The sequence below is a fragment of the Fannyhessea sp. C0108B2 genome (genome assembly GCF_056583915.1).
In genome coordinates this window covers 81110-108080 of record NZ_JBWPJQ010000004.1, presented here as the reverse complement: position 1 = coordinate 108080, position 26971 = coordinate 81110, and the positions used below count along the sequence as shown (strand labels likewise).

Below are 26971 nucleotides of genomic sequence, written 5' to 3'. Positions count from 1 at the left end.
AAAAGTCTTGCACGCCTTTCTTATTCTAAACAGGTACAATAAGGTGTTAACTGCTGGTTATCGTCACATAAAGAGGGATGCCCTGTGGAGCAAATGCCAAAAACATACAATCCTTTAGAGGTTGAACCAAAACTTATTGAGCAATGGATCCAAGCTGGATGCTACAAACGTAGCAAAGGTGTTGGTGATTGCACGGTTGTTATTCCGCCTCCTAATGTCACAGGTATTCTTCATATGGGCCATGCTATGGACGATACCATCCAAGATACCTATATTAGATACAATCGTATGCGCGGCCGTTCAACACGCTGGATTTTAGGTACCGATCATGCAGGTATTGCTACGCAAACTAAGGTAGATAAAAAACTCAAAAGCCAAGGAATTTCTCGTTTGGCTCTTGGCCGCGAAAAGTTTTTAGATGCATGCTGGGATTGGACGCGTGAATATGGTGGAACTATTGTTTCACAAATTAAGCGTATGGGCTGCTCTATTGATTTGAGTGATCCCAAGTTTACCATGAGTGATGAGTATGCACATGCGGTACGCAAGGTTTTTGTTGATTGGTATCATGATAAGCTTATTTATCGAGGTAAGCGCATTGTTAACTGGTGTCCTGTTTGTACAACGGCAATTTCTGATGATGAGGCAGAATATCGCGATGAAAAAGGTCACCTGTGGTATATGCGCTATCCACTGGTTGATCCAGTAGGAGATATAACTTACATCACCGTTGCTACCACTCGTCCCGAGACTATGCTAGGCGATACGGGCGTTGCGGTGTCTCCTCAAGATGATGAAAAGGCTTGCCTTGTTGGTAAAAAAGTTTTGCTGCCTATTGTTAATCGTGAGATTCCTATTTTTTCGGATTGGCATGTTGATAAAGGATTTGGAACCGGATTTGTAAAGGTTACTCCTGCGCACGATCCTAATGACTATGCTATGGGTCAAACACATAATCTTGAGCAAATCAATATCTTTGATGAGCATGCATGCGTTGTCGACGGCTATGGACAATTTTCGGGCATGGACAGAAACGAAGCGCGCAAGGCAATTGTTTCGTGGTTTGAAGATCATGGTTTGCTTGATCATATAGAAGATCTTAACCACTCGGTTATGCATTGTTACCGCTGTGATACGGCGCTTGAGCCCTGGCTTTCCCAGCAATGGTTTGTTGCGGTTGATAAGCTCAAAACACCTGCTAAAGAAGCTGTTACTTCGCAAGAGATTCAATTTCATCCAAGTAGGTGGACGCAAACATATCTTACCTGGATGGATAACCTTAAAGATTGGTGCATCTCTCGACAACTCTGGTGGGGTCATCGTATTCCCGTATTTACGTGTACAGATTGTGGATGGGAAGATGCATGTTTAGAAGATGTGGCTGTATGCCCGCATTGTTCGTCCTCACATGTCTCACAAGATGAAAACGTATTGGATACCTGGTTTTCTTCTCAGTTGTGGACATTTGCAACACAAGGATGGCCTTTTTCATCTGATGAGCTCAAAGCGCATCATCCTACCAAAGTTTTGGTTACTGCACGCGATATTATTGCATTATGGGTTGCGCGTATGATTATGAGTTCGCTTTACTTTACGCATGAAATTCCTTTTAAAGATGTGTACATTTATGCAACAATCTTGGCAAAAGACGGTAGTCGTATGTCAAAAAGTAAGGGCAATGGCGTTAATCCTATGGATCTTATCGATAAGTATGGTGCCGACGCTATGCGCTACAATCTGTTAACACTTATTACTACCAACCAAGATGTTAAATTTGATGCTGTTATCGATAAAAAGACCAAGCAGCTTAAAGAAAGTCCACGTACCGATCAGGCTCGTTCGTTTATCACTAAGATTTGGAATGCTTCGCGTTTTGTGCACATGAACTTACAAGACTATGTTCCAGGCAAACCATGCGCTCAAACAATGGAAGATGCATGGATGTTAAGTCGTCTTGCAGCTGTTGTTAAAAAGACTACCGAACAGCTTGAAACCTATGCCTTTGGAGACTATGCCCGTGATATTCAGTCGTTTTTCTGGAATGAGGTGTGTGACTGGTATATTGAGCTCTGTAAGGGTCGTTTACTCAATGGTACTGCTGACGAAAAATTACAGGTTCAGCGCAATCTCGTATTTGTCCTTGATACGGCGCTTAGACTTCTACATCCCGTTATTCCGTTTGTAACCGAGGAAATTTGGGATATGTTGCCGGTATCTGGTGTAGATGATCATCGTGCCGCATTTCTTATGCTTGCTTCCTGGCCAGATGCCAAAGATTACGAACAGTTTGTTAATACTAAAGCAGAAGCAAACTTTGAACTAGCAAAGATGCTTATTTCTACCGTGCGCTCTATCCGTGCTCGTTATCGTTTATCGCCAAAAGAAGAACTTGCGCTTACCGTTAAGACAGGAGAAGCTAAGGCACAGGTTATTGACGCGCAAAAAGAGTTTATTATTCATGTTGGTCGCTTAAAATCGCTTGATCTTGTCTCAAACTTTACGCGTCCAAAAACCTGTGTTGCAACCGCCGAAGGTGATGTAGAAATTTTTGTTGAGTTAGGCGGTTTAGTTGACTTAGGCGCCGAAGCTACGCGCCTTTCAAAAGAACTTGAAAAGCTTAACTTAGAGCGCAGCAAAGTACAGTCGCTGCTTGGCCAAGAGGCCTTTATTTCAAAGGCTGCACAGGCGGTTATTGATAAGAAGAAAGCTCATGTAGAAGAGCTTAATGCTACGATAGAGAGTTTATCCGCGCAACTTCAGCAGTTGGGATAGTATCTATGGAGTCATTCGTATGTGCAAAACGGCAAGCGCGCATGTATTATAAGGATGTGCGCTGCGCCCTTGGTGCACAAAAGCGCTATGAATCCGATTCAAAGATTATCTCAAATTTTGTTCAAAGCTCTATCTACCATAAAGCTCAAAGCGTGTGTCTGTATTATTCATTTGCCGAAGAAATCAATACGCATACGCTTGCTTCTCGTGTGCTTGTAGACCAAAAACAGCTCATTCTGCCTCGTGTTAATAAGGCTTGCCGCAACCTTGATTTTTATCGAGTACAAGACTTATCAACGCTTTGCAAAGGTACTTTTGGTATTCTTGAGCCTTCGTGTGATCTTTTGAACTTGATAGATATAACGAAAGTTGCAACTTATGATAAGTCTATGGTTGTAGTTGTACCTGGCCTTGTTTTTGACAAGTTTGGGTATCGTTTAGGATACGGTGCAGGATATTACGACCGTACGTTAACAAAACTTTCGCACGCACCTTGCGTTACTACGGTTGGATTGTGCCGCACTCAGACGCTGGTAGATGATCTTCGTGCACGGCATATAGTTGAAGCTCATGATAGACCAGTTGATGTTGTTATAACAGAAAAATGCAGCTATGATACATCGATCACGTTGGTACATGGACTGCGTAGCTTGTAGAAAGAGGGTTTATGTCTCAATTTTTGTCAGATATAGAAATTGCTCAAGCCGCACATCTTCAACCGATTGGGGAAATAGCTCAAAAATTAGATATTCCTATGGATTCACTTGAGCATTATGGTAATTTTAAAGCTAAAGTTGATGTGTTTTCAGACTATTTTGCCAAGGAGCACGTGCAATCCTCTTCTAAGTTGGTGCTGGTAAGTGCCCTTAATCCAACTCCATTTGGCGAAGGCAAAACAACGATTTCTATTGGTTTGGCAGATGCGCTTGCGAGCCAAAATACACGAGTTGCACTCTGTTTGCGTGAGCCTTCCCTAGGTCCTGTTTTTGGTATCAAAGGCGGCGCTGCAGGCGGTGGCTATGCCCAAGTTGGCCCTATGGAAGATATCAATCTTCACTTTACGGGCGATTTTCATGCAATCGAAAGCGCCAATAATCTTTGTGCTGCTTTGTTGGATAATCATGTTAAGCAGGGTAATAAGCTCGGCATTGATCCACGTCGTATTGTGTGGAAGCGTTGCATGGATATGAACGATCGCCAGCTCAGACATATTGTCGATGGTCTGGGTGGCTGTGCAAGTGGTGTTCCTCGCGAAGATGGATTTGATATCTGCGCTGCTTCAGAAGTTATGGCGGTGTTGTGTCTTGCGTCAGATATTGCCGATCTTAAAAGGCGTTTAGGCGCTATGTTAGTTGCTTATACCTACGATAATAAACCCGTCTATGCAAAAGACATTCATGCGGTTGGAGCTATGTGTGCTTTGCTACGCGACGCGTTAAAGCCAAATTTAGTTCAAACTCTTGAAGGAACTCCTGCTTTTGTTCACGGAGGTCCGTTTGCAAATATCGCGCATGGTGCTAATACCGTTATAGCAACGCGTACTGCTCTCAAATGTGCTGATGTGGTTATTACCGAGGCTGGCTTTGGTGCCGATTTAGGTGCAGAAAAATTTATTGATATTGTTTGTCCGCAATTACAGAAAAACCCCGATTGTGTTGTTTTAACCGCAACGATGCGCGCATTAAAATATCATGGCGGTGTTGCTGCAGCCGATGTTTCCAAACCCAATGTTGATGCAGTTAAGCAAGGATTTGAGCATCTTCGCATTCATATCCAAAACATACGGCAAACAGCTGGTTTACCCTGCGTTGTAGCTCTTAATGCTTTTGCAAACGATGATCCACACGAAATTCAGCTTGTAAGCGATCTGTGTCAAGAACTTGGTGTGTGCGCAGTACCTACATACGTATGGGCACAAGGCTCTCAAGGTGGCCTTGAACTTGCTCGTGCGGTAACGCGTGCTCTTTCAGAGGCACAATCTAAGACGCCACAGCTCTATGATGCAAGTGATTCTATTCAAACTAAGGTCGAAAAAATTGCTACCAAGTGGTACCACGCTTGTGGCGTTGTATGGTCGGATAAAAGTCGCAAGCAACTTCGTGAACTTTCTGCGCTTGGTTTAGATACCGCGCGTGTTTGTATTGCTAAAACGCAGTATTCTTTAAGCGATGACCCGCATAAGTTGGATTGCAGCCATGACTATGATTTACATGTTCGTGAATTGCATGTATCTGCTGGTGCTGGCTTTGTTGTTATTATGTGCGGCTCGGTTGTAACCATGCCAGGTTTGGGGAAAGTACCTGCGGCTGAGGCAATTGACGTCTTGGACGATGGAACAATTGTTGGAATTTTTTAACGGATGTATTTTAGGAACTTATAGTCTATACATGTAAAGGAACCTATGCAAACGAATTCTTCGTGCCCGCGCTTTGATTCACAAGCTTCTCTTGACGAATTTACCGCCGCACTGGCTGCCAAGACTTCGGCACCAGGAGGCGGTAGTGCCGCAGCTCTTGTGGGTGCGGTAGGTGTTTCGCTTGCTTCAATGGCAGCACATTTTACGATTTCAAAGCCTCAGTTTATGGTGCATGAAAAGGCACTCAATGAGCTCCTTGAAGAGGTTTCGTCTGTGCGAGTTGCACTGTTATCGCTGGTAGACGAGGATGCAAAAGGATTAGCTCATCTTATGAGCGTCTATAAGATTCCTAAAGATAACCCTCAACGTTCAGATCTGCTTCAACAAGCATTACAAGGTGCGTATAAAGCACCCCTTGCTATGATGGAACAAATTTGTTCTGCTATTGATATTTTAGACAAAATGAGTTCTATGTGTGCGCCTATGCTGCTTTCCGATGTTGGAAGCGGAGCGCTTATTTGCCGAGCAGCACTTGAGGCTGCCAGTTATAACGTATTGGTTAACATCAGATTGTTACATGATAAACAAGAAGCGCAGGCAATTGACACACAATGTAGCTATATGCTTACTCATTTTGTTGCACAAGCCGAAGCGTGCGCCGAACGTATTCGTCGGTATATGAAAGGATAGTATACTATGGCTCAACTTCTTAAAGGAGCTGCTGTTGCAACTTCTTTGTGCGAAGATTTGCTTTCAAGGATTAATAAACTTGCGCAGGCGCACATTACGCCTACACTTGCTGTTATAAGAGTAGGCGAGGATGCAGGTGCGCTCTCCTACGAGCGCGCGGCGCAAAAACGCGCTGATAAGCTTGGCTGTAAATTAAAGGTATACGCCTATGATGAGGATGTTTCGCAGCAGCAGCTCATAGCACAGATCACAAAAATTAATGAGGATCCCTCGATTCATGGATGTTTGCTGTTTCGTCCTTTGCCAAAGGCGTTGGATGAGCGCTTAATTTGCAATACGCTTTTACCTCAAAAAGATGTCGACGGCATTACACAAGGTTCGCTTTACGGTGTTTTTGCTGGTCAAAAGGTGGGTTTTGCTCCTTGTACTGCACAGGCTTGTATGGCGTTGCTTGATTATTATGGTATTGACATCTGCGGTAAAAATGTGTGCGTTATTGGTCGTTCGTTAGTTATTGGTCGTCCTGTTTCTATGCTGGCACAGCATAGAAATGCAACGGTGACGATGTGTCACTCAAAAACTAAAGATCTTACCAAGCATTTGCACGCAGCTGATATTATTATTGCCGCCCTTGGTCATGCTCGTTTTGTGACGTCCGATATGGTTTTAGAGCACCAGACGCTCATTGATGTAGGTATAAATTGGGACGCGTCGGCCCAAAAACTCGTGGGTGATGTTGATTTTGAGCATGTTGAGCCAAAAGTTTGTGCTATAACTCCGGTACCTGGTGGTATTGGCTCTATTACCACAACTATTCTTATGCAGCATGTGGTTGAGGCTGCAGAGATACAACAAGTTTTGAAAGCGTGATTCCATGTACGTTCCACCTTTTTCATGCCCCGCAAAATCGTATACACAAGCTTTACAAGAGCTTACTTCAGCTTTACGATTTGGTATTGTTCCTATGCTCGAGTCGGTAAGCGATATGCTCTGTGTGCTGGGTAATCCCGATCATGCCTATAAGAGCATACAAATAGCTGGCACCAATGGAAAAACATCTACTGCTCGTTATACCGCTTCAATTTTAAAAGCTCACGGTCTGCGCACAGGATTATACACATCACCTGGTCTTACTTCGTATACTGATCGAATTGAAATAGACGGAGTGCCTATTTCAGAGTCTGATTTTGCTTGTTCACTTTCTTATGCATTCGAGGCGGCACATCGCGTAAATGCGCAGCGTAAAGCTTGCGGATTAGAGCTTTACAGCATTACCGAATTTGATCTGTTAACCGTTGCGGCTTGTTTTGCGTATGCGCGCGCTGGGGTAGACGTTGTTGTTTTTGAATGTGGCATGGGCGGCCGTTGGGATGCTACATCTGCAGTTTCATCCATTCAAACGGTAGGTATAACCGGTATTGGGCTTGACCATATGAAAATTTTGGGTGATACACTCGAAAAAATTGCTGCCGAAAAAGCAGCAATCATCAAGCCTTCTCGCTCGTGCGTATTAGGTGTGGGAACCGCCGTGCCTTCAACGGTTCAAGATGTTTTCCTAAAACAATGTAGTTCTGCAGGTGTTGATCCTATTCTTCTTGAAGCTAACCACAAACAAGACGCAACAGGCGAAATAAATAGCGGAGAAATTCGCCATCGTGATGGCTATACCTATGCGCATTTTAGTGTTGATAAACACCTTGGCGATCTGTATGATGTTATGGAGTTAAGCGTTACCTCGTCACGGCAAACCTATACTCATCTAAGAGCTTCTAAACCTACGTATCAGGCGGCCAATATTGCTTGTGCAACTCTTTTGGTTGAGTCATTTCTTAATCGGCCCCTTGACCTCAAGCTCCTTCAACAAGCAGTGTATACATGTCCTACACCAGGTCGTTTTCAAATTGTGCGCGATAAACCACTTGCGTTGATTGATGCATGCCACAATCCACAATCTGTTGATACCTTTCTTGCTAATATGGCACAGGTACTGCCTGATAGAGCGGCGCGTCCTGTTTTATTATGCGCTATCTTGGCGGATAAAGACGTTACGGGCATTGTTGAGCGTCTTGCCAGCGCGTTTCCTTATGTTATATGCACACAAACAACTTCGCCACGCGCGCTTGAGGCTAAAAAATTAGCGGAAATATTTGCAAAAAAGCTGCAATATATGCCACAATGGTACTCATGTGTTAACGATGCAATGAATGCGCTTTTAGATCGTGATTTTATTGCATGTGGCTCTATTACGCTTGCTGGAGAAGTGGCGGCTTATATGCAACGAAAAACTTGTGTATAGTAAATAGTCGCTGTTTACTCAAAGTAATATCGCTATACTAAGTTGTATTGCATATACCTACAACAAAGGAGTACAGGCCAATGTCAGATTTGCTCGATCAAATTCTTACGCCTGAAGTACGTATGGTACTTTACTTAATTGTAATGTGCATCGTAATGGTTTATATATTGTCAATTGTTTACGTAACACGCGATGCTCAGCGTCGTGGCGCCGAGCCGTGGTGGGTATGGTCCCTTGTTGCGGTTGTACCTATTGTTGGATTGTTAACGTATGTTATTTTGCGTCCTAGCTCGTACCTTATTGATAGGGAAGAACAAGACTTAGATATAGCATTGCGCGAACATCAGCTTTCGCATTACGGTATTTGCCCTAAGTGCGGAGCTCCTATTGATCGAGATTTTGTGGTATGTCCACTTTGCAATACGCAAGTCAGGAACGTATGTCCTACCTGTCATCGTCCTCTTAATGCCGACTGGAAAGTTTGTCCGTATTGCAGAACACGAATTCAGTCGTAGCAGACATCTAATTTCTTGTTGTAGGCGTTTAATCGTTTTAACCCTTTGAAGTGCTTAATCTTTAGATGCTTAATCAAAACGATGAACTTCATAAGTTCTTTAAGGCATAAATGAGCCCATGTTGTGCGCGCACAGCATGGGCTTTATGAGTAACTGCACTTAAAAGCTAGAGAATAGTTAGATTCTCATGTGCAAACTTTTGAATATCCGCTTCATCCCAAACGCTGCATTGAACCTCGCCGATATGGTGCTTTTCTAGGAAATACATGCACAGACGCGACTGTCCAATTCCTCCACCAATGGTGTAGGGAAGCTCTTTATTCATGAGTGCCTGATGGAAGGGCAGTTTTAATCTATCTTCAGCGTTACATCGAGCAAGCTGCTTTTTAAGCGCATCCTCATCTACGCGAACGCCCATGCTCGAAAGTTCAATAGAATCATTGCGCACAGGATCCCAAAAAATGATGTCGCCATTCATTGACCAATCATCATAGTCGGGGCTGCGAAGATCATGCGGCTTACCCGATTTAAGCGCCCCTCCGATGCCGATAATAAAAATAGCTTTGTATTTACGAGCATATTCGCGCTCACGCTCACGAGGAGAAAGTGCTGGCATCTCGTCTTCCATTTCTTGTGTAGTTACAAACGTGATTTCGTCGGGCAACTTTTTTGAAAGAATATAGGGATATACGCTGTTAATATAGGTTTCTGTGCGTTTGAAGACCTCAAAAATTTCGCGCACACATGCTTTCAAATAATCGGTTGAGCGATCAGATTTTTTAATGATCTTTTCCCAGTCCCATTGATCAACGTAGGCAGAATGAAGCTCATCAAGCTCCTCATCAGGGCGTATAGCGTTCATATCTGCATAAAGACCTTCATACACTCCAAAATTGTAACGCTTGAGCGCCCAACGTTTCCACTTTGCAAGCGATTGCACAATTTCGCAGTCTAAATGGTGATGACGAATAGAAAAACTCACTGCTTTTTCTACGCCGTTAAGATTATCATTAAGTCCTGTTTGCGGACGAACAAAGAGCGGCGCTGACACACGCGCAAGATTAAGCGAATTGCCCAATTCTCTTTCAAAATAATCTTTAAGACTCTTAATTGCGATTTGCGTCTCTTTTAAATCAAAAGCCGACGCGTTGCTGTTGTTCCGCATATTCACTCCTTTGCGAATCCGTGTGTGCAAGCTGATATGGTTTAGTCCATATTTAGCTTTCGTTTTATTTTGCTATAGTTGCTACGTCAAAAGAAAACGAAACTAAAAAACATAGTGCATTCAGTGCAACACAATTTATACCATCATAGGACTACTTTATTCTCGTGCAATTTCGTTAAAAAACAAGACTTGTAACCAACTTGGAATAAAACTTTGCGGTAGTATAAGCGTATAACAAAATAGCTCGTTTGATGGCATGTTCTAAAATTGGTGGTTTTTACCGCGCATACGTGTCATTTTATGAGATTTTGTTACTAGGGAGAGGAATTTGTGCGTTCGCTTTGGCGCCTCACGCTTGTAACGCACAGTAATGAACAGGGGATATATCGGTGAGTACTAAGCGTGATATGCTCGATGATATCATCGATATAAAACAGGATCTTTCTGCATTATCGCAGCCTTTAGGCCAGATTACGCAGGTATTATCAGGTGATAAGAATTCTGCGCGCGTCTTTGATCCGCGTGATTACAAAGAAAAACCGCGTGCAAATGCGCTTTCTTGTTTGAATGTTGGTGCCTATAACGCGTATCGTGCCGAAGGTGTGGGCGCACATACTACGTGCACCTGTCATGCGTGTATGGATGTTTGCCCAGTTGATGCCATTGATATTAAAGGCTCAACCGTAAAGATTGCAGATACGTGTCGTGCATGTGGTTTGTGTATTGCTGCGTGCCCTACCGAGGCATTTATTGTTTCTCGCTTTATGGCAAAATCCCTGTATGATCGTATTGCAAAAGTTGCTTCGATGTATGAGGTATGCTATATCACCTGTACTCGAGCACTTGGAAAGCTGCCTCGTCCTAACGAAATCCTTTTGCCCTGCCTAGGTGTAGTTCCGCGCGAAGTATGGATAGCCCTGTTACAAGAGTATTCCAATATTAGCGTGTATTTACCCGTAGGTGTGTGCGATAAGTGTAAAACAACTACGGGCGAGCTTGCGTATACCGATGAAATTGGAGCAGCCGAGGAGTTTATTGGTAAAGAAGTTGGCATAGAAGTAGATAAGCATAATCTTAATCATGACATGTCGCGTGCATTTTTGCGCCAAGAATTTTTACGCGATGTTGGTCGAGCAGGTCAAACCTTACTTGCAGCACAAAATCCTGTATATGCAGGCGTTCAGGCCGTAACACGCAAAATTCAAAAGCATTCCAACGACCTTTTTGAGCTACAATGTACGCTTGAGAAAGCGCTTGGAGATACAACTACATCATATAATCATCGTCTTCTTACCCAAAAGCGTAAGTTACTCCTCTCTGTTATCCAAAAAAATCCGCAGCTCGCTGCTCATTATAAAGAACAAAATTTGATACCAGTTTGCGATATGAGTGCCTGCACCGTGTGTTCGGCATGCACGCGCGTGTGTCCTGTTAATGCATGCAATTTAGACGAGCATGGGCGTTTTTCGGTGCAGACTGCCTATTGTGTAAACTGTTCGGCATGTGCGCTTGTTTGTCCCGAGCAATGTATTGTCATGAAGCAAGGCGACACGCATGAGCTTATTGTGCGCGATGAAGAAGCAATTCGTCTGCAAAAAGAGGCGCGTGAACGTAAAGAGCGCGTGGCAAAGATAAAAGAGCGCACTCGTAAGCAGGTTGAGCGTGGTTTGCGCGTCTTGGAACGTTTGAGCGAGGATAACTCATAAGCCTTGCGTAAATCCTGCGTTTTCTTGTGCTGTGAAACATGTGTTTACCATCATCGCACCAAAAACACGCTCAGAAGATTTAAGCAATGTTGTAAGATACCTTATGTGAGAAGATTTTTCGGCACATGTTTATGCAGTGTTGCCTTCTTTTTCAGGAGTTGATCGTGTGTCTTTATCAATTGGAATTGTAGGATTACCAAACGTTGGCAAGTCTACTTTATTTACTGCGCTTACCAAACAAACTGGTTTAGCTGCAAACTATCCCTTTGCTACTATCGATCCCAATGTGGGCATTGTGCAGGTACCCGATACGCGTCTTAATCAACTTGCTCAAATTGTACACCCCGCACAAATTGTTCCAGCTACGGTTGAGTTTGTTGATATTGCAGGTTTGGTACGTGGTGCAAATAATGGCGAGGGGTTAGGCAATCAGTTTTTAGCAAATATTCGTCAATGTGACGCTATTTGTGAGGTTGTGCGTTACTTTAGTGATCCCGATGTTATCCATGTAGACGGCAAAGTTGATCCTGAAAGCGATGTTGACACTATCCAAACCGAGCTTGTGTTAGCAGATTTAGGCACGCTTGAACGCGCTATTCCTAAGCTCGAAAAAGAAGCAAAGCGCGATAAAGATCAAAAGAGTCGCCTTGATATTGCCGTGCGTTTGCAAGCATGGCTTAACGACGGTAAACGCGCGGCCGATATGGATATGACTCCAGATGAAAAGGCTGATGCGCATGACCTGTTCTTACTTACTATGAAGCCCTTGCTCTATGTAGCTAATTGCGATGAAGACCAGTTGCAAGATAAGCCTGTTATTCATGGAATGCCTGCGTTGCCGATATGTGCCCAGGTTGAGGCAGAACTTTCTGAGCTTGATGACGCGGAAGCCGCTGAGTATTTGCAATCGTTAGGTTTGCAACATTCGGGATTAGAGATTTTAGCGCAGGCAGCATATCGTTTATTGGGGCTGCAAAGCTTCTTTACGGCAGGTCCTAAAGAAGTCCGTGCTTGGACGGTTAAAATTGGAGCAAAAGCGCCTCAAGCTGCAGGCGTTATTCATAGTGATTTTGAGCGTGGGTTCATTAAAGCCGAGACCATCTCGTTTGATGATTATATTGAACTTGGCGGCGAAAGTGGCGCGCGCGATGCTGGAAAGCTTCGTATGGAAGGCAAAGATTACGTTGTGCAAGATGGCGACGTGATGGTCTTTCGTTTTAACGTGTAAGGTAATGTGATAACTGTTAAATGAATTGAGCCGTACTTATAGTACGGCTCGATTTTTATGCAGGTATATTGCTTATGTCCGGATTTGCCCTGCGCCGTTCATACGGAGTATATGCGCACCTTTGGTGCAGGGCTAATTCCTAAAGCAAATCTTTTCCGATTAAGACAACCACATCGGTTCCCGAATCAAACTGTCCTTTATTTAATTGTGGTTTAGCAACAATTCCAAGAGTTTGTGCAACGCCCTTTGCTTTTGATTCGTTACCTTCTGTGTAATACACTGTGCTTTTTGCCAGTACTTTTCGTGAATTGCCTGGCTGTGCGCTAAAGCCTTTATTTGTGAGTGTTGATGCTTTTTGTCTTGCAACACCTTGTTTGCCTGATGCGTTCAGAACAGCTACGCTCCCTTCAAAAGAGGCTTCTTCTTGAGAACTCTGAGCATCCTTGTTATTATCCGACGCGCTACCATCTGGTGAGCTGCTGATACCAACTGATCCTGCTATACCTTTTGAAGTATTTTCTTTTTCGGAATCAAAAGGAGGCAGACCCATGTCAACACGTTTAATCATTTCTTGCCACTTTTTGGTTTCGCAGATTTCGTACCAAGTCTTATTCATATATTTAGAGATTGTTGGGCAAAGTCCCGAGTAGATGTCATTATTAATATCCATACCTACAAACTTAGTGCTTAATGCAATAATATCAGTGACATTCATATCGGTTGTAACGTATTTTGCCATAGTGGTAATACTTGACGCAATGCCTGCAGGCCCAGATGACAGAACCTTTTTCATAACGTTTCCAATAAGCATGCGCTGATTTGCCGCTCTAAAGGTATCGCCGTCTCCATATTTATCATAAGCATGACGAGACCTTCCAAGTAATGCCGCTGTATGGCCATCGAGGTGCTGTTTACCTGCAGGTAAATCTATCTTGGTATAGTTCGGATCTTTTACCGGCACTGGTAAATCTACGTCAACACCGCCAATAGAATCTACAACCTGAGCAAATCCGTCCATATCAACTTCTGCGTAATGAGAAATTTTAACGCCAGAGAACTTTTCTACAACCTGAACCGCATAGGCAGCACCGCCTACCGAATACGCAGCATTTATCTTTTGTTTCCCGTGTTTTCCAAGGTCAACATAGGTATCGCGTGGGATAGAAACCATCGTTACTTTTTTGTTTTTAGGGTCAACACGCGTCAAAATAATGGTATCAGTGCGGTATGCACTATCCGAGGGGCCGTACGTAGATCCTTCTGCACGGTCTTCATCTTTATCTACACCTAAAAGCAAAGTATAAAACGGCTCGTTGTTTGAAGTGTCGGTAAGTGTTGCCAGCAGGTCTTTGCCAACGTGTTTGGTAATTTGGTTGTTAATCATATATAAATATCCTGCAACTGCAGCAAGCGCCACACCAACAGTTACCAAAAATCCTAGGCACGAAAAACCAATAGTTCGCAAGATTTTCTTTTTGGTGTTTTCAATACGCTTTTTGGCATAATAGCTTACTGCGTTGTTGCGGCTGTGAACTTGTGCTTCTGATACCGCCTGGTTTGCTTTGCCGTGTGTAGAAAAATGAGATTGAGAATGATTTTGCGCGCCTAAACGCGTTTTACGAAGCGTTTGAGGTCCATTCGCTTTAGCATGCGCATCCGCAGCAAAATTTTGATCATTACTGTTTTGTGCTTGGTGTGTATTATCGTCTGCTTTTTGAACATGACGCGAACCTGAGGCATATCGAGATGTTGATAATGCTTTCAGTTGTGCACGTGTCATATGCTGATGTTTTTTATTGTGGAGCGCCAATTCAATCCTCCAAGAACATCCGTAATTATGATACATCTTATAACTATTGCCCGTGTTTACATGCTTGTTTTTATGCGCATGTAAAGCTTTTGTTTGAGTTAGATTTATGTACAACTCAAACAGATAAAATAGCTAACCACAAGCAACTTATAAGTTGACAATATATAGCGACCTACATGTTATATATCAACCTACAAGTATATCAAAAGATAATCTTACCTTTTGTGTGCATGTGTTGCATCTTTAATAGTTGCAAGAGCCTAAAAACTCATAGGCTCGTTATAATAGGAACATGAAATATCAATAACAGTGCGACAAACTTTCTTTATCAAGAAATCTCTCACACTTGTTGCAGGTATTTTGCGGTTTTATAGCTTTTTTATAATGCTTGTATGCGTTGTAAATCGCGCATACAAGGTTTTAATGATACATATAAGCTTGATGGTAATTATCCTAGTCTTGTACAGGATATGTATTTGGTGTGATTACAGGAGGAATGGATGCAACAGACAACTTGTTCATCACTTATGCAAGGTCTTAGACCAAAGCAATTTGTTGCAGTATTTGATTTTGGTGCGCAGTACGGCCAACTTATTGCACGTCGCGTGCGTGATCTGCATGTATATTCAGAAATTGTGCCGTGCGACATTTCTGCTGCAGAGCTTGCATCTATGCATCCATCAGCAATTATTTTATCTGGAGGTCCAGCATCGGTATATGCCAAGGATGCTCCATCTATGGATCCTCATGTGTTTGAATTGGGTATTCCTGTGTTTGGATTTTGCTATGGTCAACAGATTATGGCAGCCACGCTGGGTGGTGCGGTTGGACATACCGAAAAAGGGGAGTACGGTCCAGCCGAGCTTAAGCGCGAGGGATCTTCGCTTGTGTTTGGCGATACGCCTGATCATCAAAAAGTTTGGATGAGCCACCGCGACAGCGTGTCCCGTGTTCCACAAGGCTTTAATGTTACGTCTTCTACTGATACATGTCCCATTGCGTCTATGGAATGTGCTGCTCAAAAGCTGTATGCAACGCAGTTTCATCCTGAAGTTCGTCATACACAGTATGGACAAGAGCTTCTATCCAATTTCTTGTTTAAGGTATGCAATCTAGAGCCATCATGGACCATGGATAACATTGTCGAAGAAAAAATTGCACAGATTCGTGCGCGTGTAGGTGACAAAAAAGTTATCCTTGCGCTTTCAGGCGGCGTGGATTCTTCTGTTGTTGCTGCTCTTGTCCATCGTGCAATTGGAAAGCAGCTTACCTGTGTTTTTGTGAATCATGGCCTGCTGCGTAAAGGTGAGCCCGAGCTGGTGGAAGAAGTTTTTCGTAAACAGTTTGACGTTGATTTAGTGCATGTACATGCCGAAGAACGTTATGCAAAATTGCTTGAAGGCGTAAGTGAGCCCGAGGAAAAACGCAAGCGTATTGGAACAGAATTTTGGAAAGTCTTTTTTGAGCAAGCTCAAAACATTGGCGATGTACAGTTCTTAGCGCAAGGCACTATTTATCCTGATATTATCGAGTCGGGTGCTCGCAAAACAGGTGGTAAGGCCTCTACTATTAAGAGTCATCATAATTTAATTCCGTTCCCCGAAGGCATTCATTTTGACTTAATTGAACCGCTTGATCATTTCTTTAAGGATGAGGTGCGCGAACTTGGTTTGGCGCTTGGTTTGCCCGAGAAGATGGTGTATCGTCAGCCGTTCCCCGGTCCAGGGCTTGCTATTAGAATTATCGGAAGTGTAACCTTAGAAAAGCTTGAACAGTTGCGTTCTGCCGATGCCATTGTTCGCGAAGAGTTGGATGCGTATAACGAGCAATTATATAAACAAACCGGTGAGCGTAATTCGGAGCATGCTTGTTGGCAGTATTTTGCCGTGTTGCCCGATATTAAAAGCGTAGGTGTTATGGGTGATGAGCGTACGTATCAGCGGCCAGTTATTTTGCGCGCAGTTGAAAGTAGCGATGCCATGACAGCAGATTGGGCAAAGCTGCCCTACGATGTTCTATCGCGTATTTCATCTCGTATTGTGGACGAAGTTGCGGGCATTAACCGCGTTGTGTACGACATTACGCCTAAGCCGCCTGCGACCATTGAGTGGGAATAGGACGACAGGGTTCTGACCTGCGATTTTGAGTGCCGCACTATGCCGCTGAGTTTCGTTTCGTACGAGAGTCATGACAAAGCCACCAGCGACGGAGATGAGTAAAAGCGATTAAAGAGCCTCCGTTCCCTGCGTTGGGACGGAGGCTCTTTCTTTGCCGTTTTACTCCCTTGTCTCCGTTCGGGGATTATTTCTTGCTCATTTAGGGCTATTCGCGCTGAAAGATTTTGACTAGCTTGGTGTCCTTTATTTCGTAGACAATGTCTGCGACGTTCTCGACCAGCCTCTTATCGTGGGAGACGAACACTATCGTTCCGGCATAGGCGCTCATCATCTGCTCGAGGGCTTCGGCGCTCTTGATGTCCAGGTAATTTCCAGGCTCGTCCATGAGCAAGATGTTGTATCTGCCCAGCAGCATCTTCGCGAGTAGCAGCTTGATGACTTCGCCTCCCGAGAGAACGCCAACGTCCTTTGTCAGGTCGCGCGGTCCGATTCCCATAGAGGCGAGGATGCCTCGAATTTCGGTCATGCTGTACTCGCAACCATCCTGCATGAACGAGATCGCAGACTGACGGGCGTCGAACTTGTAGCCTGTTTGCTCGAAGTAACCGATCTCTGCCTTGGGAGAGATGTTGATACCGTCGGCGCGTCGAGCGATTGCCTTCAGCAGGCTGGTCTTTCCTGTACCGTTGCCACCGGTGATGGCCACTTTGGCACCGAGCGGTATCTCGAATTTCGCGTGGTCATAGAGCATGCAGTTGCCGAAGCTCAAGCTGAAATCGTCTGCCGAGATGGGAAATTTACTATGCAGTTCCAGGGCCTTGCTCTGGCGGAACCGCACGGCGCGAATGCTATCTGGGGCCTCAATCCCTTCGAGCGCTTCGAGGCGCTTCTCCATGTCCTTAGCCGCCTGGTACATCCTCTTCTGTTTGGTGCCGGTTGCTTTCTGATGCCCCAATCGACCTGCATACTCGTTGCTTTTTTTCGCAGCCTTCCGCTTGGCGTCGACCTGCCGTGCTTTTTTCCGTTGTTTTTCGATGGCGGCTTCGAGGCGATCGCGCTCGCGCATCGCCTCTTCGTATCGAGTCGCCTGAGCTTTGCGCTCTTCTTCTTTCTGTCGCAGATAGTCGGAGTAGTCACCCCAGAATTCGGAAATACCGCCGTCTTTGAGCTCCCAGATCTTGTCTACCACCTGGTCGAGAAAATGACGGTCATGGCTCACGATGAGCAGAGCCCCATCAAATGCCTTGAGTTGTCCGACGAGAAGGCGGATGCCGTCTTGGTCGAGGTGGCTCGTAGGCTCGTCGGCGAAGATCGCGCTTGCATGCTGGGAGAGTGCAGAGGCAATCTTGGCGCGTGTTTCCTCCCCGCCGCTCATCGTCTCCTGCGCCACTCCGGCGACGTTGAGACGGGAGAGCATCTCACCACTGTCCTGAGCCGCATCAAGGTCGAGTTCATCGAGTTGGCCGATGAGGGCAATGCTGCCGAAGCGCCTGACGTCGGCGTCCGCAATGGTAAGATTGCCGCTCAGAATTTTAAGCAGGCTGGTTTTGCCTGCGCCATTGTCTCCCACCAAGCCGATGCGATCGTAGGAGTAGATTTCCAACTCTTCGATATCTAGGATATCGCGGCCGGCATATTCCAAAAAGATGTCTTTAGCTTTGACTATGAGTTCCATAGGTTGAACCGCCTTTTGTGTATTAGCGTTTTACTGGAAGCGCAGCCATGCCAAAAAAGATTGCTCACGTCGATTTTTCGCCTTTGCCCAATTGCCGGCGCGAGCGTTTTGACCTTGCGCAAGCCGGCAAATCCGAAAATGATAGTTGGCGACGAATAAGGAGCGCGATGCGGAATGTCGGTGCAATACCTCGTCGTCGCAAGGGCTTGAAGGCTGACGCTTGAACCGATGGCTGCTGCCTCTTTTTTTCGAATACTTGGGCTATTGAATCTGCCCGGTATCTCTTTTCCCCGCGTTTCGGACGCTCGGAGCAAGCAGCATAGCCATCGCAAGCAGTACCATGGTCGCTCCAGAGCCGACGAACCATAACGGAGCTCCAAGCAGATCCGCAAAAACGGAGGGGGCTGCGAGGCCCATGGGCATGGCCCACGCCATGATGGTTCCGTAGAGGCCGAAAACGCGGCCTAGGTACTCAGGAGGTATCTGCTCCTGCATAAGGGCAGTCTGGGTTCCCGCGTACAACGGGGAGCATGCGCCCATAAGAAAGCTCACCGGCAGGAAAGCAGCGAACAATGACGGGCCGAGCGATCCGGATACGATTGCGGCAATGCCGAAGCCGGCAATCGCGGCGACCATGGTGAACGACCTATTGCGGAACCCTCCCGTGGCCGCCAAAATGCCGGACCCAGCCAGCATGCCTGCAGAAAAAAGGATTTCCACCAAAGCGGCATCCCCCGTGCTACCGCCAAAATGCCCCAAGGTCATTATTGGGAACAATGCCGCGAGCGGAGAGAACGCGAAAGCGAAGACGAACCCGCACCAAAGAAGGGCGAACAGCCCCCTGTACTCCCTAATCAGCTTGTAGCCGTCCGAAATCTCAGAGAAGAGCTCTCGAACCTTATTGGAAAAGGACAAGCTGCGGTCGGCTTCATCGAGGCCCCCTGCGTCTATCTGTGCGGCGAGGACGGCTAAAGAAGCGAAAAGCGCTCCCAGCACGTCGAGGACAATCATAGCGGTAATGCCCGCCACGGGATAAATCACTGCTGCAAGCGCGGCGCCAAGAATGTATCCGCCGGACTGAATCGCCTGAGTCACCCCCGATAGGCGAACGAGATGCTCTGGCGGGGCGAGATGGGGCGTGAGAGATTGGGAGGCTGGCGTGTAGAACGAAGTACCAACTGCACGGAGAAACAGGGCGATGAGAATTAGCCATGCAGGTAAGCTGCCGGCCAACGAGGCAATCGCCAAGGCGGCACCCACCGCGGCAATGAAGAGGTCGGCGCCGATGAGGACACGTTTCAAAGGCAGTCTGTCGACAACGGCGCCCGCAAGGATTCCGAACAAAGCAATCGGCAGAAAGCCTGCTAACGATGCCAGGGAGAGGAGGGAAGATGATTCTGTCGTGAGGGCGATATGCCAAATGAGACCCATTTGGAGAATCAAGCTCGTCAATGTCGACACGAGCTCCCCGCCCCATACGAAACAAATCTTAAATTGCCATGAATGGCACAGCGAAACAGACCTGCGCCGAGAGGTTTCAAATATCATGGTTATGTCCAATCGTGAAATGGCGTGCAGAAAAACAGCGCGACGCCACAACAGCGCCGCTTTCTAGGCGCTCATCCACGTGCGGAAAAGACCAACCACGACACCCCTCCTTTGTTAATTCGGTCTGGCAAACCATGTAATATTAACAAGGCTTGAGTTTGCCTGTCAAGAATCGACCATCGGAAAGGGCAATCCTCTCTGGCCATTCGATTCCTTTTGTATCTTTGGTTGCATAGGTGACCCGCCAGGGCTATTACGCGTGGAAGAGGCGCCTGCCGAGCTGGCCGATGAGGCGCTGAAGATGGCCCTGGTCAGGCGAAACGATCCCAAGGGATGCGTACATCATTCGGATAGTAAGAATGTTGCCAGCAGGTTTTGCGGCAACCGCAAAGGAGCCGTATCCTGCAGCTGGAATCACGTTGCAGCATCCTGACCCGCATTCCGATTGGCGGACGGCCCGCTTCGGCATCCTGACCAGCACAGCGATCGAGCCTTGTCATTCCTTGGATATGCCGGTTGCTCGGGGCGGTCCCGACGGAGGCCCTCGCCTCCCCGGTCCGTGACCCAAGAAGGGCAAGCATGCTGATCTGCATGGCTGGTTCCTCCTTTATGTAGACGACCATGCAAAGAAGGGACAACCGAGGAGGCAGGTTACTGATGCGGGCTCCCGCACGCCCATGACTACCCGACGGGCTGTTTTTCATCTCCGATGCCCGCATTGCAGCATGAACGAATGTGCCTCGACATCTCTGCTGGCATGGTACGACTGGGATCGCACCTCGACGCATCCTTGCGCATACTGCCTTCCAAGTTTCGAAACCGGGAAGGAAAGTGTATGTGAGCGACGATATCGGCGCCGATTCGACGCTCGAGAGGGAGATTGCGCCGATTCTATCCATCGGGGATGCATTCTCGAAGATTCTCATCACTCGCACGAGGCATGAGCCCCATACCCGGGAGGGCGTGCTCGTGCTGAATTTCGCGAGGTGGCTGCTTGGCGGGTAGGGTTCTGAACGTCGCATTGGGATATCGCGCGACAGGGCACGCAGGGCTGTTTGTGCCCGCACGGGAAACGCCGTCGCCATGCGGGCGGCCTGTCGTGTCCGATTAGCCTTTTGCTAAACAGGCTTACGCCAACTCATGGGCAAGCCACCTGAGACTATTCACTTTGCTTATCGTTGACAAAGACCTGTGGCCTGCGGTTTTGTGAACGGCTCGTAAGCCACCCGCGTCGACTCACTTACTGTTGAAGCTGGTGGTTTGCAGGCTCAAAGGCGGTTGAGTTTCAAAACGGGCGTTTTTCGGCGATATCGAGCCTCCAAAGGCGGCTCTCCGTGCCCCTTGGGACAAAAATAAAAACTCAATACTCTGAGTTTGAAAATGGTTTTTGAAGTTGTCCCAGCTTTTGTCCCCGAAGCCGATGAAACGCGACGTCGCGTCATTCAGCGGCACTCACTTCGAGATGCCGCCGAAAACTGGGTGCAACTGGAGTGACGAGACGGCAAAACTATAACCACCGAGTGGGAATAGGAGCAAAGTTTTATAAAATGGCTTGATTACAAGCTATATAGAGAATGAAAAATGGCTACTGGTACTCAAATGTACTGGAAGTAAAAAGAATAAACTAAATAATAGTTCCAAGTGGTTTACATGAGGACAAAAATAAGACCGTAGTCTCAGGCTGCGGTCTTTATTTTTATCCAATATGAACATTTCTTTTAAATTTTATATTTTTTTCGTTACAGAAATTCTCGAATTTATTTGAGTCAAAATTTTCATCAAACTCATCAATTAAATATTTTTTAATCTTATCTTTTCTAGATATACCGAGAGCATCAAGCAATAATTTAAAATTATTTTTGTCTAAATAATACATAACTTCATAGTCGGCTCCATCAAAAAATTCTACATCGTAATCCTCGTACCCAATCTCAGCTGATCCATCAGAATTGAGTGTAAATAATAATCCACTAGTTTTTAACATAATTACCTCTACTTTAAAAATCTTGATTTTTTAGGGTAAGATAACTTCCATTCTTCAAATTCTTTGTCTGTTATTTCATCGTTGTAATGCTTTTTTTCTCATCTCATTCCATTTTATAAGAAAATTATTGAAGCCTACATCATTTGATAAAAGTCCAGTAATCTCTCCATCGTCTGCTAAGGGTCTAAACTTTATGTCTTTTTCATAATCAAAATTTATATGCATTATTTCAAAAATAGCATTAGGTACATGATCGATCAATGCTGATATATCGCAATCAAGTGTTTCAGATATTTTTTGTAATTGTTATTTACTTGGAGATCTATTTCCAAGTTCATAATTTCTTATAGCAGCATCTGTCAATCCAGACTTAATGGCAAGTTCTTTTTGAGTTAAGTTTCTCATAAGTCTTAACTTTTTTAATTTTTCTCCAGAAATCAAACTAACTTCTCCTTATTAAGAATAACATAGTTACTCGGAGTATTCCATCTTGTTTTGGCAAATAGTTGTCTGGATGGATATCTAGATTGATATTACATATACTTATTTATCTCTATAATGAGATCCACACTGTGCTACCTCTATGTTTCCATCACTTATACGATATACAAGACGATTGCAATTGTCTATTCTTCTGCTCCAAAAACCTCTTAAATCTCCTTTTAGGGCTTCAGGTTTACCTATTCCCTCATAACCGTTTCTTTCAATATCCTGTAGTAACTGAAGTATGCGTTTAATAGTTTTTCTATCCTGCTTCGTCCAATACTCAAAATCCTCCCATGCTTCATCTGAAAAAATTTTATTCATAATCTACCTCATGTACTTTTCCCTTACCTGCATTGAGCTGGGCGATAGACTTTCTTAGTCTTGTCATATTTTCATCTCTATAAAATGGATCAACAGCTACTTCAAATGGTATTCTTTGCTCATTCGCAAGCTTTGTAAGAAAAATATTTATAGCCGTAGACATACTTAAGCCCATAGCTGTACATGCACTTTCAGCCTTCGCCTTGATTGTATCGTCTACTCTAAAATTCACTTGAGTCATAATTTACCTCTTTTAACATTCTATTTATAGCATTTACTTTACAACGTAAAGTGTTTTATACAATATAACATATAATTAAGAATTCCACCATTTTAAAACGGTATGATGTGATATTTCTGTTTCACGTTCACAATCAATTTGAAAGCGGAGTCGTATGGTGAGCTATGACATTCTTTATATAAAAAAGCGTTGAGATCGTAGGCATATTTAAACCAATAACTATGCAAGCGCTTTCATCCTTCGTTTTGCCATTTAAACATAACGGTTCTGGCAATTTTTATAGAAATCTAAATAATTTTAACTTCTAAACTTTTTAATCCTCAATTTTTGCCCCAAGGCAATGCTCAAAATGGTTAAGCGCCCATGCATGTCCTTGCGGATCAAAACTTGCAACGCCATTCTTGTGAACAACAATAGAAAAACCAAGGTTATACGCATCAATGGCTGTATGCAGAACACAAATATCCGTGCAAACACCTACAAGATGAATTTCATTGATGCCACGCTCTCTCAGCTTGATGTGCAAATCAGTTCCTGCAAACGCAGAATAGCGAGTTTTTGGCATGTAATAAAGGTTTGGCTTATCCTTGTTTGCTTCCAAAATGGTTTGCATTTCTCCATATAGCTTTTGACCTGGAGTTCCTTCGATATTGTGAGGCGGAAAGAGCTTGGTTTCTGGATGATATGGATCACCTTTGTGATGGGTGTCATTGGCAATAACTACATATTCGCCTGCATTAAGAAAATCATGCGTCAGATCGCAAATATGCTGGCTAAGTGCCTGCGCTGGTGCGCCTACGGTAAGCGCGCCATCATCTGCTACAAAATCGTATGAATAATCAATTACAATAAGTGCTTTCATAATTTCCTTCTTTTCGTTTATGACGTTACATATTGTTATTGCACGTTTTGAATCCTCATTTATTATAAGTCTCTTTATGTAGATTGCCGCGACAAAATTGCATGGACAAATAAGCAGGGGGAACAGTATGCGCTATGGATATGTACGAGTGTCAACCAAAGAGCAATGTATAGATAGACAGCTTGTTGCTTTGGAGCATGTTGGTATACAGGATAGTAATATTTATGTTGATAAGGCTTCGGGAAAAAACTTTCAGCGCAAAAATTATCGTCGGCTTGTGCGCAAACTTAAAAGTAACGACGATCTCTTTATTAAGTCGATTGACCGTTTGGGCAGAAATTACGATGAGATTATTGAGCAGTGGAATAAGATTACCAAGGAAAAAGAGGCAAACATTGTTGTGCTGGACTGTCCCTTACTTGATACAAGAAAACGCATAAATGGTGTAACAGGAAAGTTTATTGCTGATCTCGTTTTGCAGATTTTATCGTACGTAGCTCAAGTTGAGCGCGAGAACATACGGCAACGACAAGCAGAAGGGATACGTATTGCTAAGGAAAAAGGCGTGGAATTTGGGCGCCCATGCCTGAATATACCAGAAGACTTCTATGCAGTTGCAAGTCTTTGGCAGCGTGGTCGTGTAAATTTACGCCAAGGAGCAGAAATGCTATCGGTTTCTCATAGCACGTTTGCAAAATGGTTACACATCAAAGATATCCACAAATTTGTATAGGATATTGTTGTACTGTTACGCGTACTTATAAACTAGGAGTTAATATACAGCTCTTTTACGGCATGCGCGCCTTATTTTGTTTTCTAAAATACGTGTTTGGCTGCAGTTTACCATTAAATTTATAAATAAATTGGTGTGTATGGATAGCTTTTACACGCGTGCAAAGTTGATCCTGTTTTCTGTGTAATACATTTCGCTTATTATTGATAGACTACTAAATGCTTTATACTGTAGAGAACTACAAGGATAGGTAGATGAACAATGTAATTATTACGTTCAGTATAGTTGTTGTGTTCAATTTTGTTTGCCTGCTCGTGATAGCCATACACGATTTTCTTCGTATGATTTTCGTGTTTGCGCCTTTTGCAGCGTTGCGCCATATGGTGGACGATATTTTGAACGCACGTTACATTGTTTAAGTTGAAAGATTGAATGTTTTTTGAATTGTTGCAAAAGCTGTGAATAGCCAAAGCTGTGAATAGCAAAAACTTTACAGCTAAGACACAGCTGAGATTTCGGAGGATGTATGTGCGGAATTGTTGGATTTACTGGAAAAGAACAAGCAAAACATTTTTTGTTGCAAGGTCTTGAGGCACTTGAATATCGTGGTTATGATTCCGCAGGTATTGCGGTTGTTTCCGACGACAAAGAGCTTCACAGTGTAAAGTGCGCAGGTCGTGTGCAAACGCTCATAGAGCGCAGCGAGCTTGCTAATCTCAACGGATTTACAGGCATTGCGCATACACGCTGGGCAACCCATGGCGCTCCTACCGACAAAAACTCGCATCCTCATTTAGACGATAGCGGAAGAATTGCCATTGTCCATAACGGTATTATAGAAAATTTCCGCCAGCTAAGAGCATATCTTGCGCAAATAGGGCACACGCTTAGGAGTGAAACAGATTCTGAAGTTATTGCTCACCTGGTAAGTGATGCATATAATGGCCCCGCGCAAGGTAATTTGCTTACGGCCGTTAGATATGCGTGCGAACGTTTGCAAGGTACTTGGGCTATAGCTGTTGCTTGTGCCGATTTACCAGGTCAAGTGGTTGTTGCGCGCAAAGGATCGCCGCTTGTTCTTGCTTCCACGCCTCAAGGCGCCTATGCTGCAAGCGATATCACACCTATGGCATCGGTTGCCTCGCATGTTATTCAGCTCCAAGACAATCAGTTTGCACGTCTTAACTCAACAGGTGAAATTACGGTATTTGACGATAACGGCATAGAAATTGCTCATCCTACTACGCTTGATATCGACTGGGATGCTTCGGCAGCAACGCTTGGTGGTTATGCCGACTTTATGGCAAAAGAGATTGCCGAGCAACCCCAGGCGCTTGAGCGTTTGCTTAAAGGTCGCCTGACGCCTGACGGAATTAAGCTCGATGAACTTGCAATGACGAGCGATGAGCTTGCATCCGTAGACAGAATTTATATGATTGCCTGTGGTACCTCGTATCACGTAAGTTTAATTGCTCGTCAATACATCGAATCATGGGCAAAAATTCCCGTTTGCTGTGAATTTGCTTCTGAGTTTATCTATAAAGAACCACTTATTACTGATCACACCCTTTGCATTATCATTACACAGTCGGGCGAAACGGCAGATACGCTTTGCGCAGCAAGAAGAATGAAGGCGCTGGGATGCAAAGTTATAGCCATTACCAATGTGTTGGGCTCATCGGCTGCGCGCGAAGCAGATGGTGTTGTATACGTTCAAGCAGGTCCTGAGATTTGTGTTGCTTCAACAAAAGCTTATACGGCACAAATTGTTGCTTGCGCGCTTGTTGCACTCCAACTTGCATACGTCCGTAAAACTTTGGAATATAGCGATGTTAAAGCCCATTTTGAGCATCTTTTAGCATTGAGTGACCTTATTCGTGAGGTTATTTCTCGTAGATGGCAAGACAAACAAATTGCTCCTTTATTTAGAAATGCTCATTCCGCGCTATTCTTGGGTCGCGGTGCAAATTCAACAACGGCGTTTGAAGGTGCGCTTAAACTCAAAGAGCTTAGCTATCTCCATGCCGAGGCCTATCCTGCGGGTGAAATGAAACATGGTCCTATCGCACTTTTGGAGCCTGGCTTTTTGGTTGTTACAATTGTTCCGCAAGACCATGTACACGATAAAACCGTTTCAAATATTCAAGAAGTTATTGCTCGTGGTGCAACATGTATTGCGGTTGCAACAGATGGCGATGAATCTGTTGCTGCTCAATGTGAGCATACGCTTTGGATTCCCGCTTGTCCCGAAGAGGATCTTGTGCCTATCGTGGCTATTATTCATCTACAACTTTTGGCGCGTTATGTGGCGCGTTTGCGTGGTTGTGATGTTGATAAGCCGCGCAATCTTGCAAAGTCGGTTACGGTTGAATAGTTCACGTTAATTGGCAAGTTTTGATTACTGCTCGTGCAATTTCGTGCGAAAACGTGCTAAAACGTTCGATAACGTGTGAAAACGTGCAAGAA

Annotated in this window: 23 protein-coding genes; 14 read left to right on the top strand and 9 right to left on the bottom strand. The window is 44.7% G+C overall.

Annotation, left to right across the window (positions count from 1 at the left end):
* Positions 1-84: 84 nt before the first annotated feature.
* The 7 genes from AC1DBT_RS03245 (at position 85) to AC1DBT_RS03215 (ending at position 8629) form a co-directional block, all read left to right on the top strand.
* Positions 85-2772, top strand: a complete 2688-nt coding sequence (locus AC1DBT_RS03245) for a valine--tRNA ligase (protein WP_480018557.1) — start codon at positions 85-87, stop codon at positions 2770-2772.
* A 5-nt stretch (positions 2773-2777) separates the two neighbouring features.
* On the top strand, positions 2778-3428 hold the full coding sequence (locus tag AC1DBT_RS03240) for a 5-formyltetrahydrofolate cyclo-ligase (RefSeq protein WP_480018556.1): 651 nt from the start codon (positions 2778-2780) through the stop codon (positions 3426-3428).
* A gap of 11 nt (positions 3429-3439) precedes the next feature.
* Positions 3440-5128 (top strand): formate--tetrahydrofolate ligase, encoded by a 1689-nt coding sequence (locus AC1DBT_RS03235; RefSeq protein ID WP_480018555.1) that lies wholly within the window; start codon positions 3440-3442, stop codon positions 5126-5128.
* A 45-nt stretch (positions 5129-5173) separates the two neighbouring features.
* On the top strand, positions 5174-5818 hold the full coding sequence (locus tag AC1DBT_RS03230; protein WP_480018554.1) for a cyclodeaminase/cyclohydrolase family protein: 645 nt from the start codon (positions 5174-5176) through the stop codon (positions 5816-5818).
* Between the two features lie 6 nt (positions 5819-5824).
* Positions 5825-6688: a bifunctional 5,10-methylenetetrahydrofolate dehydrogenase/5,10-methenyltetrahydrofolate cyclohydrolase gene (locus AC1DBT_RS03225; RefSeq protein ID WP_480018553.1), complete on the top strand. Its 864-nt coding sequence runs from the start codon at positions 5825-5827 to the stop codon at positions 6686-6688.
* A gap of 4 nt (positions 6689-6692) precedes the next feature.
* A complete protein-coding gene (locus tag AC1DBT_RS03220) occupies positions 6693-8114 on the top strand; it encodes a bifunctional folylpolyglutamate synthase/dihydrofolate synthase (protein ID WP_480018552.1) in 1422 nt (473 codons plus the stop codon).
* An 80-nt stretch (positions 8115-8194) separates the two neighbouring features.
* Positions 8195-8629, top strand: a complete 435-nt coding sequence (locus tag AC1DBT_RS03215) for a zinc ribbon domain-containing protein (RefSeq protein ID WP_006302679.1) — start codon at positions 8195-8197, stop codon at positions 8627-8629.
* Positions 8630-8795: 166 nt separating this feature from the next.
* On the opposite strand, the gene asnA is transcribed toward AC1DBT_RS03215, so the two are convergent.
* Entirely contained in the window at positions 8796-9794 is a 999-nt protein-coding gene (gene asnA, locus AC1DBT_RS03210) for an aspartate--ammonia ligase (RefSeq protein ID WP_480018551.1), read from the bottom strand.
* A gap of 389 nt (positions 9795-10183) precedes the next feature.
* Here asnA and AC1DBT_RS03205 point away from each other — a divergent pair, with 389 nt between their 5' ends.
* Together AC1DBT_RS03205 and ychF are read left to right on the top strand one after the other, a co-directional pair.
* Complete coding sequence (locus tag AC1DBT_RS03205; protein WP_480018550.1) at positions 10184-11500, top strand: 4Fe-4S binding protein; 1317 nt, start codon at positions 10184-10186, stop codon at positions 11498-11500.
* Between the two features lie 166 nt (positions 11501-11666).
* Positions 11667-12728 (top strand): redox-regulated ATPase YchF, encoded by a 1062-nt coding sequence (gene ychF, locus AC1DBT_RS03200; RefSeq protein WP_061102628.1) that lies wholly within the window; start codon positions 11667-11669, stop codon positions 12726-12728.
* A gap of 139 nt (positions 12729-12867) precedes the next feature.
* Here ychF and AC1DBT_RS03195 read toward each other — a convergent pair whose 3' ends face one another.
* Complete coding sequence (locus AC1DBT_RS03195; protein WP_480018549.1) at positions 12868-14538, bottom strand: LCP family protein; 1671 nt, start codon at positions 14536-14538, stop codon at positions 12868-12870.
* A gap of 527 nt (positions 14539-15065) precedes the next feature.
* On the opposite strand from AC1DBT_RS03195, the gene guaA reads away from it, so the two are divergent.
* Positions 15066-16655, top strand: a complete 1590-nt coding sequence (guaA, locus tag AC1DBT_RS03190) for a glutamine-hydrolyzing GMP synthase (protein ID WP_480018574.1) — start codon at positions 15066-15068, stop codon at positions 16653-16655.
* A gap of 205 nt (positions 16656-16860) precedes the next feature.
* Here the strand turns inward: guaA and abc-f are convergent, their stop codons facing one another.
* Positions 16861-18330: a ribosomal protection-like ABC-F family protein gene (gene abc-f, locus AC1DBT_RS03185; protein ID WP_005987409.1), complete on the bottom strand. Its 1470-nt coding sequence runs from the start codon at positions 18328-18330 to the stop codon at positions 16861-16863.
* 261 nt (positions 18331-18591) lie between these two features.
* Positions 18592-19878 carry an MFS transporter gene (locus tag AC1DBT_RS03180; RefSeq protein WP_480018548.1) on the bottom strand — a complete coding sequence of 429 codons (1287 nt, stop codon included), beginning with the start codon at positions 19876-19878 and terminating at the stop codon, positions 18592-18594.
* Between the two features lie 837 nt (positions 19879-20715).
* On the opposite strand from AC1DBT_RS03180, the gene AC1DBT_RS03175 reads away from it, so the two are divergent.
* Positions 20716-20883: a hypothetical protein gene (locus tag AC1DBT_RS03175; RefSeq protein ID WP_480018547.1), complete on the top strand. Its 168-nt coding sequence runs from the start codon at positions 20716-20718 to the stop codon at positions 20881-20883.
* A gap of 691 nt (positions 20884-21574) precedes the next feature.
* Here AC1DBT_RS03175 and AC1DBT_RS03170 read toward each other — a convergent pair.
* The 5 genes from AC1DBT_RS03170 to AC1DBT_RS03150 all read right to left on the bottom strand — a co-directional run bounded on the left by AC1DBT_RS03170 (position 21575) and on the right by AC1DBT_RS03150 (position 23772).
* Positions 21575-21862 carry a hypothetical protein gene (locus AC1DBT_RS03170; protein ID WP_480018546.1) on the bottom strand — a complete coding sequence of 96 codons (288 nt, stop codon included), beginning with the start codon at positions 21860-21862 and terminating at the stop codon, positions 21575-21577.
* Between the two features lie 306 nt (positions 21863-22168).
* Positions 22169-22303, bottom strand: coding sequence for a helix-turn-helix domain-containing protein (locus AC1DBT_RS03165; RefSeq protein ID WP_480018545.1), 135 nt, complete (start codon positions 22301-22303; stop codon positions 22169-22171).
* A 102-nt stretch (positions 22304-22405) separates the two neighbouring features.
* Complete coding sequence (locus AC1DBT_RS03160) at positions 22406-22669, bottom strand: Txe/YoeB family addiction module toxin (RefSeq protein ID WP_480018544.1); 264 nt, start codon at positions 22667-22669, stop codon at positions 22406-22408.
* Positions 22662-22910 (bottom strand): type II toxin-antitoxin system RelB/DinJ family antitoxin, encoded by a 249-nt coding sequence (locus AC1DBT_RS03155; RefSeq protein WP_480018543.1) that lies wholly within the window; start codon positions 22908-22910, stop codon positions 22662-22664. The genes AC1DBT_RS03160 and AC1DBT_RS03155 overlap by 8 nt, the downstream gene beginning before the upstream one ends.
* Positions 22911-23223: 313 nt before the next feature.
* The gene (locus AC1DBT_RS03150) at positions 23224-23772 is read right to left on the bottom strand and encodes a cysteine hydrolase family protein (protein ID WP_480018542.1); all 549 of its coding nucleotides are present in this window, start codon (positions 23770-23772) and stop codon (positions 23224-23226) included.
* A gap of 127 nt (positions 23773-23899) precedes the next feature.
* Between AC1DBT_RS03150 and AC1DBT_RS03145 the strand changes: the two genes are divergently transcribed.
* The 3 genes from AC1DBT_RS03145 to glmS all read left to right on the top strand — a co-directional run bounded on the left by AC1DBT_RS03145 (position 23900) and on the right by glmS (position 26879).
* Positions 23900-24505: a recombinase family protein gene (locus AC1DBT_RS03145; RefSeq protein WP_480018541.1), complete on the top strand. Its 606-nt coding sequence runs from the start codon at positions 23900-23902 to the stop codon at positions 24503-24505.
* A gap of 254 nt (positions 24506-24759) precedes the next feature.
* The gene (locus AC1DBT_RS03140; RefSeq protein WP_480018540.1) at positions 24760-24924 is read left to right on the top strand and encodes a hypothetical protein; all 165 of its coding nucleotides are present in this window, start codon (positions 24760-24762) and stop codon (positions 24922-24924) included.
* A gap of 107 nt (positions 24925-25031) precedes the next feature.
* Entirely contained in the window at positions 25032-26879 is a 1848-nt protein-coding gene (glmS, locus tag AC1DBT_RS03135; RefSeq protein ID WP_480018539.1) for a glutamine--fructose-6-phosphate transaminase (isomerizing), read from the top strand.
* The last annotated feature ends 92 nt before the right edge of the window (positions 26880-26971 follow it).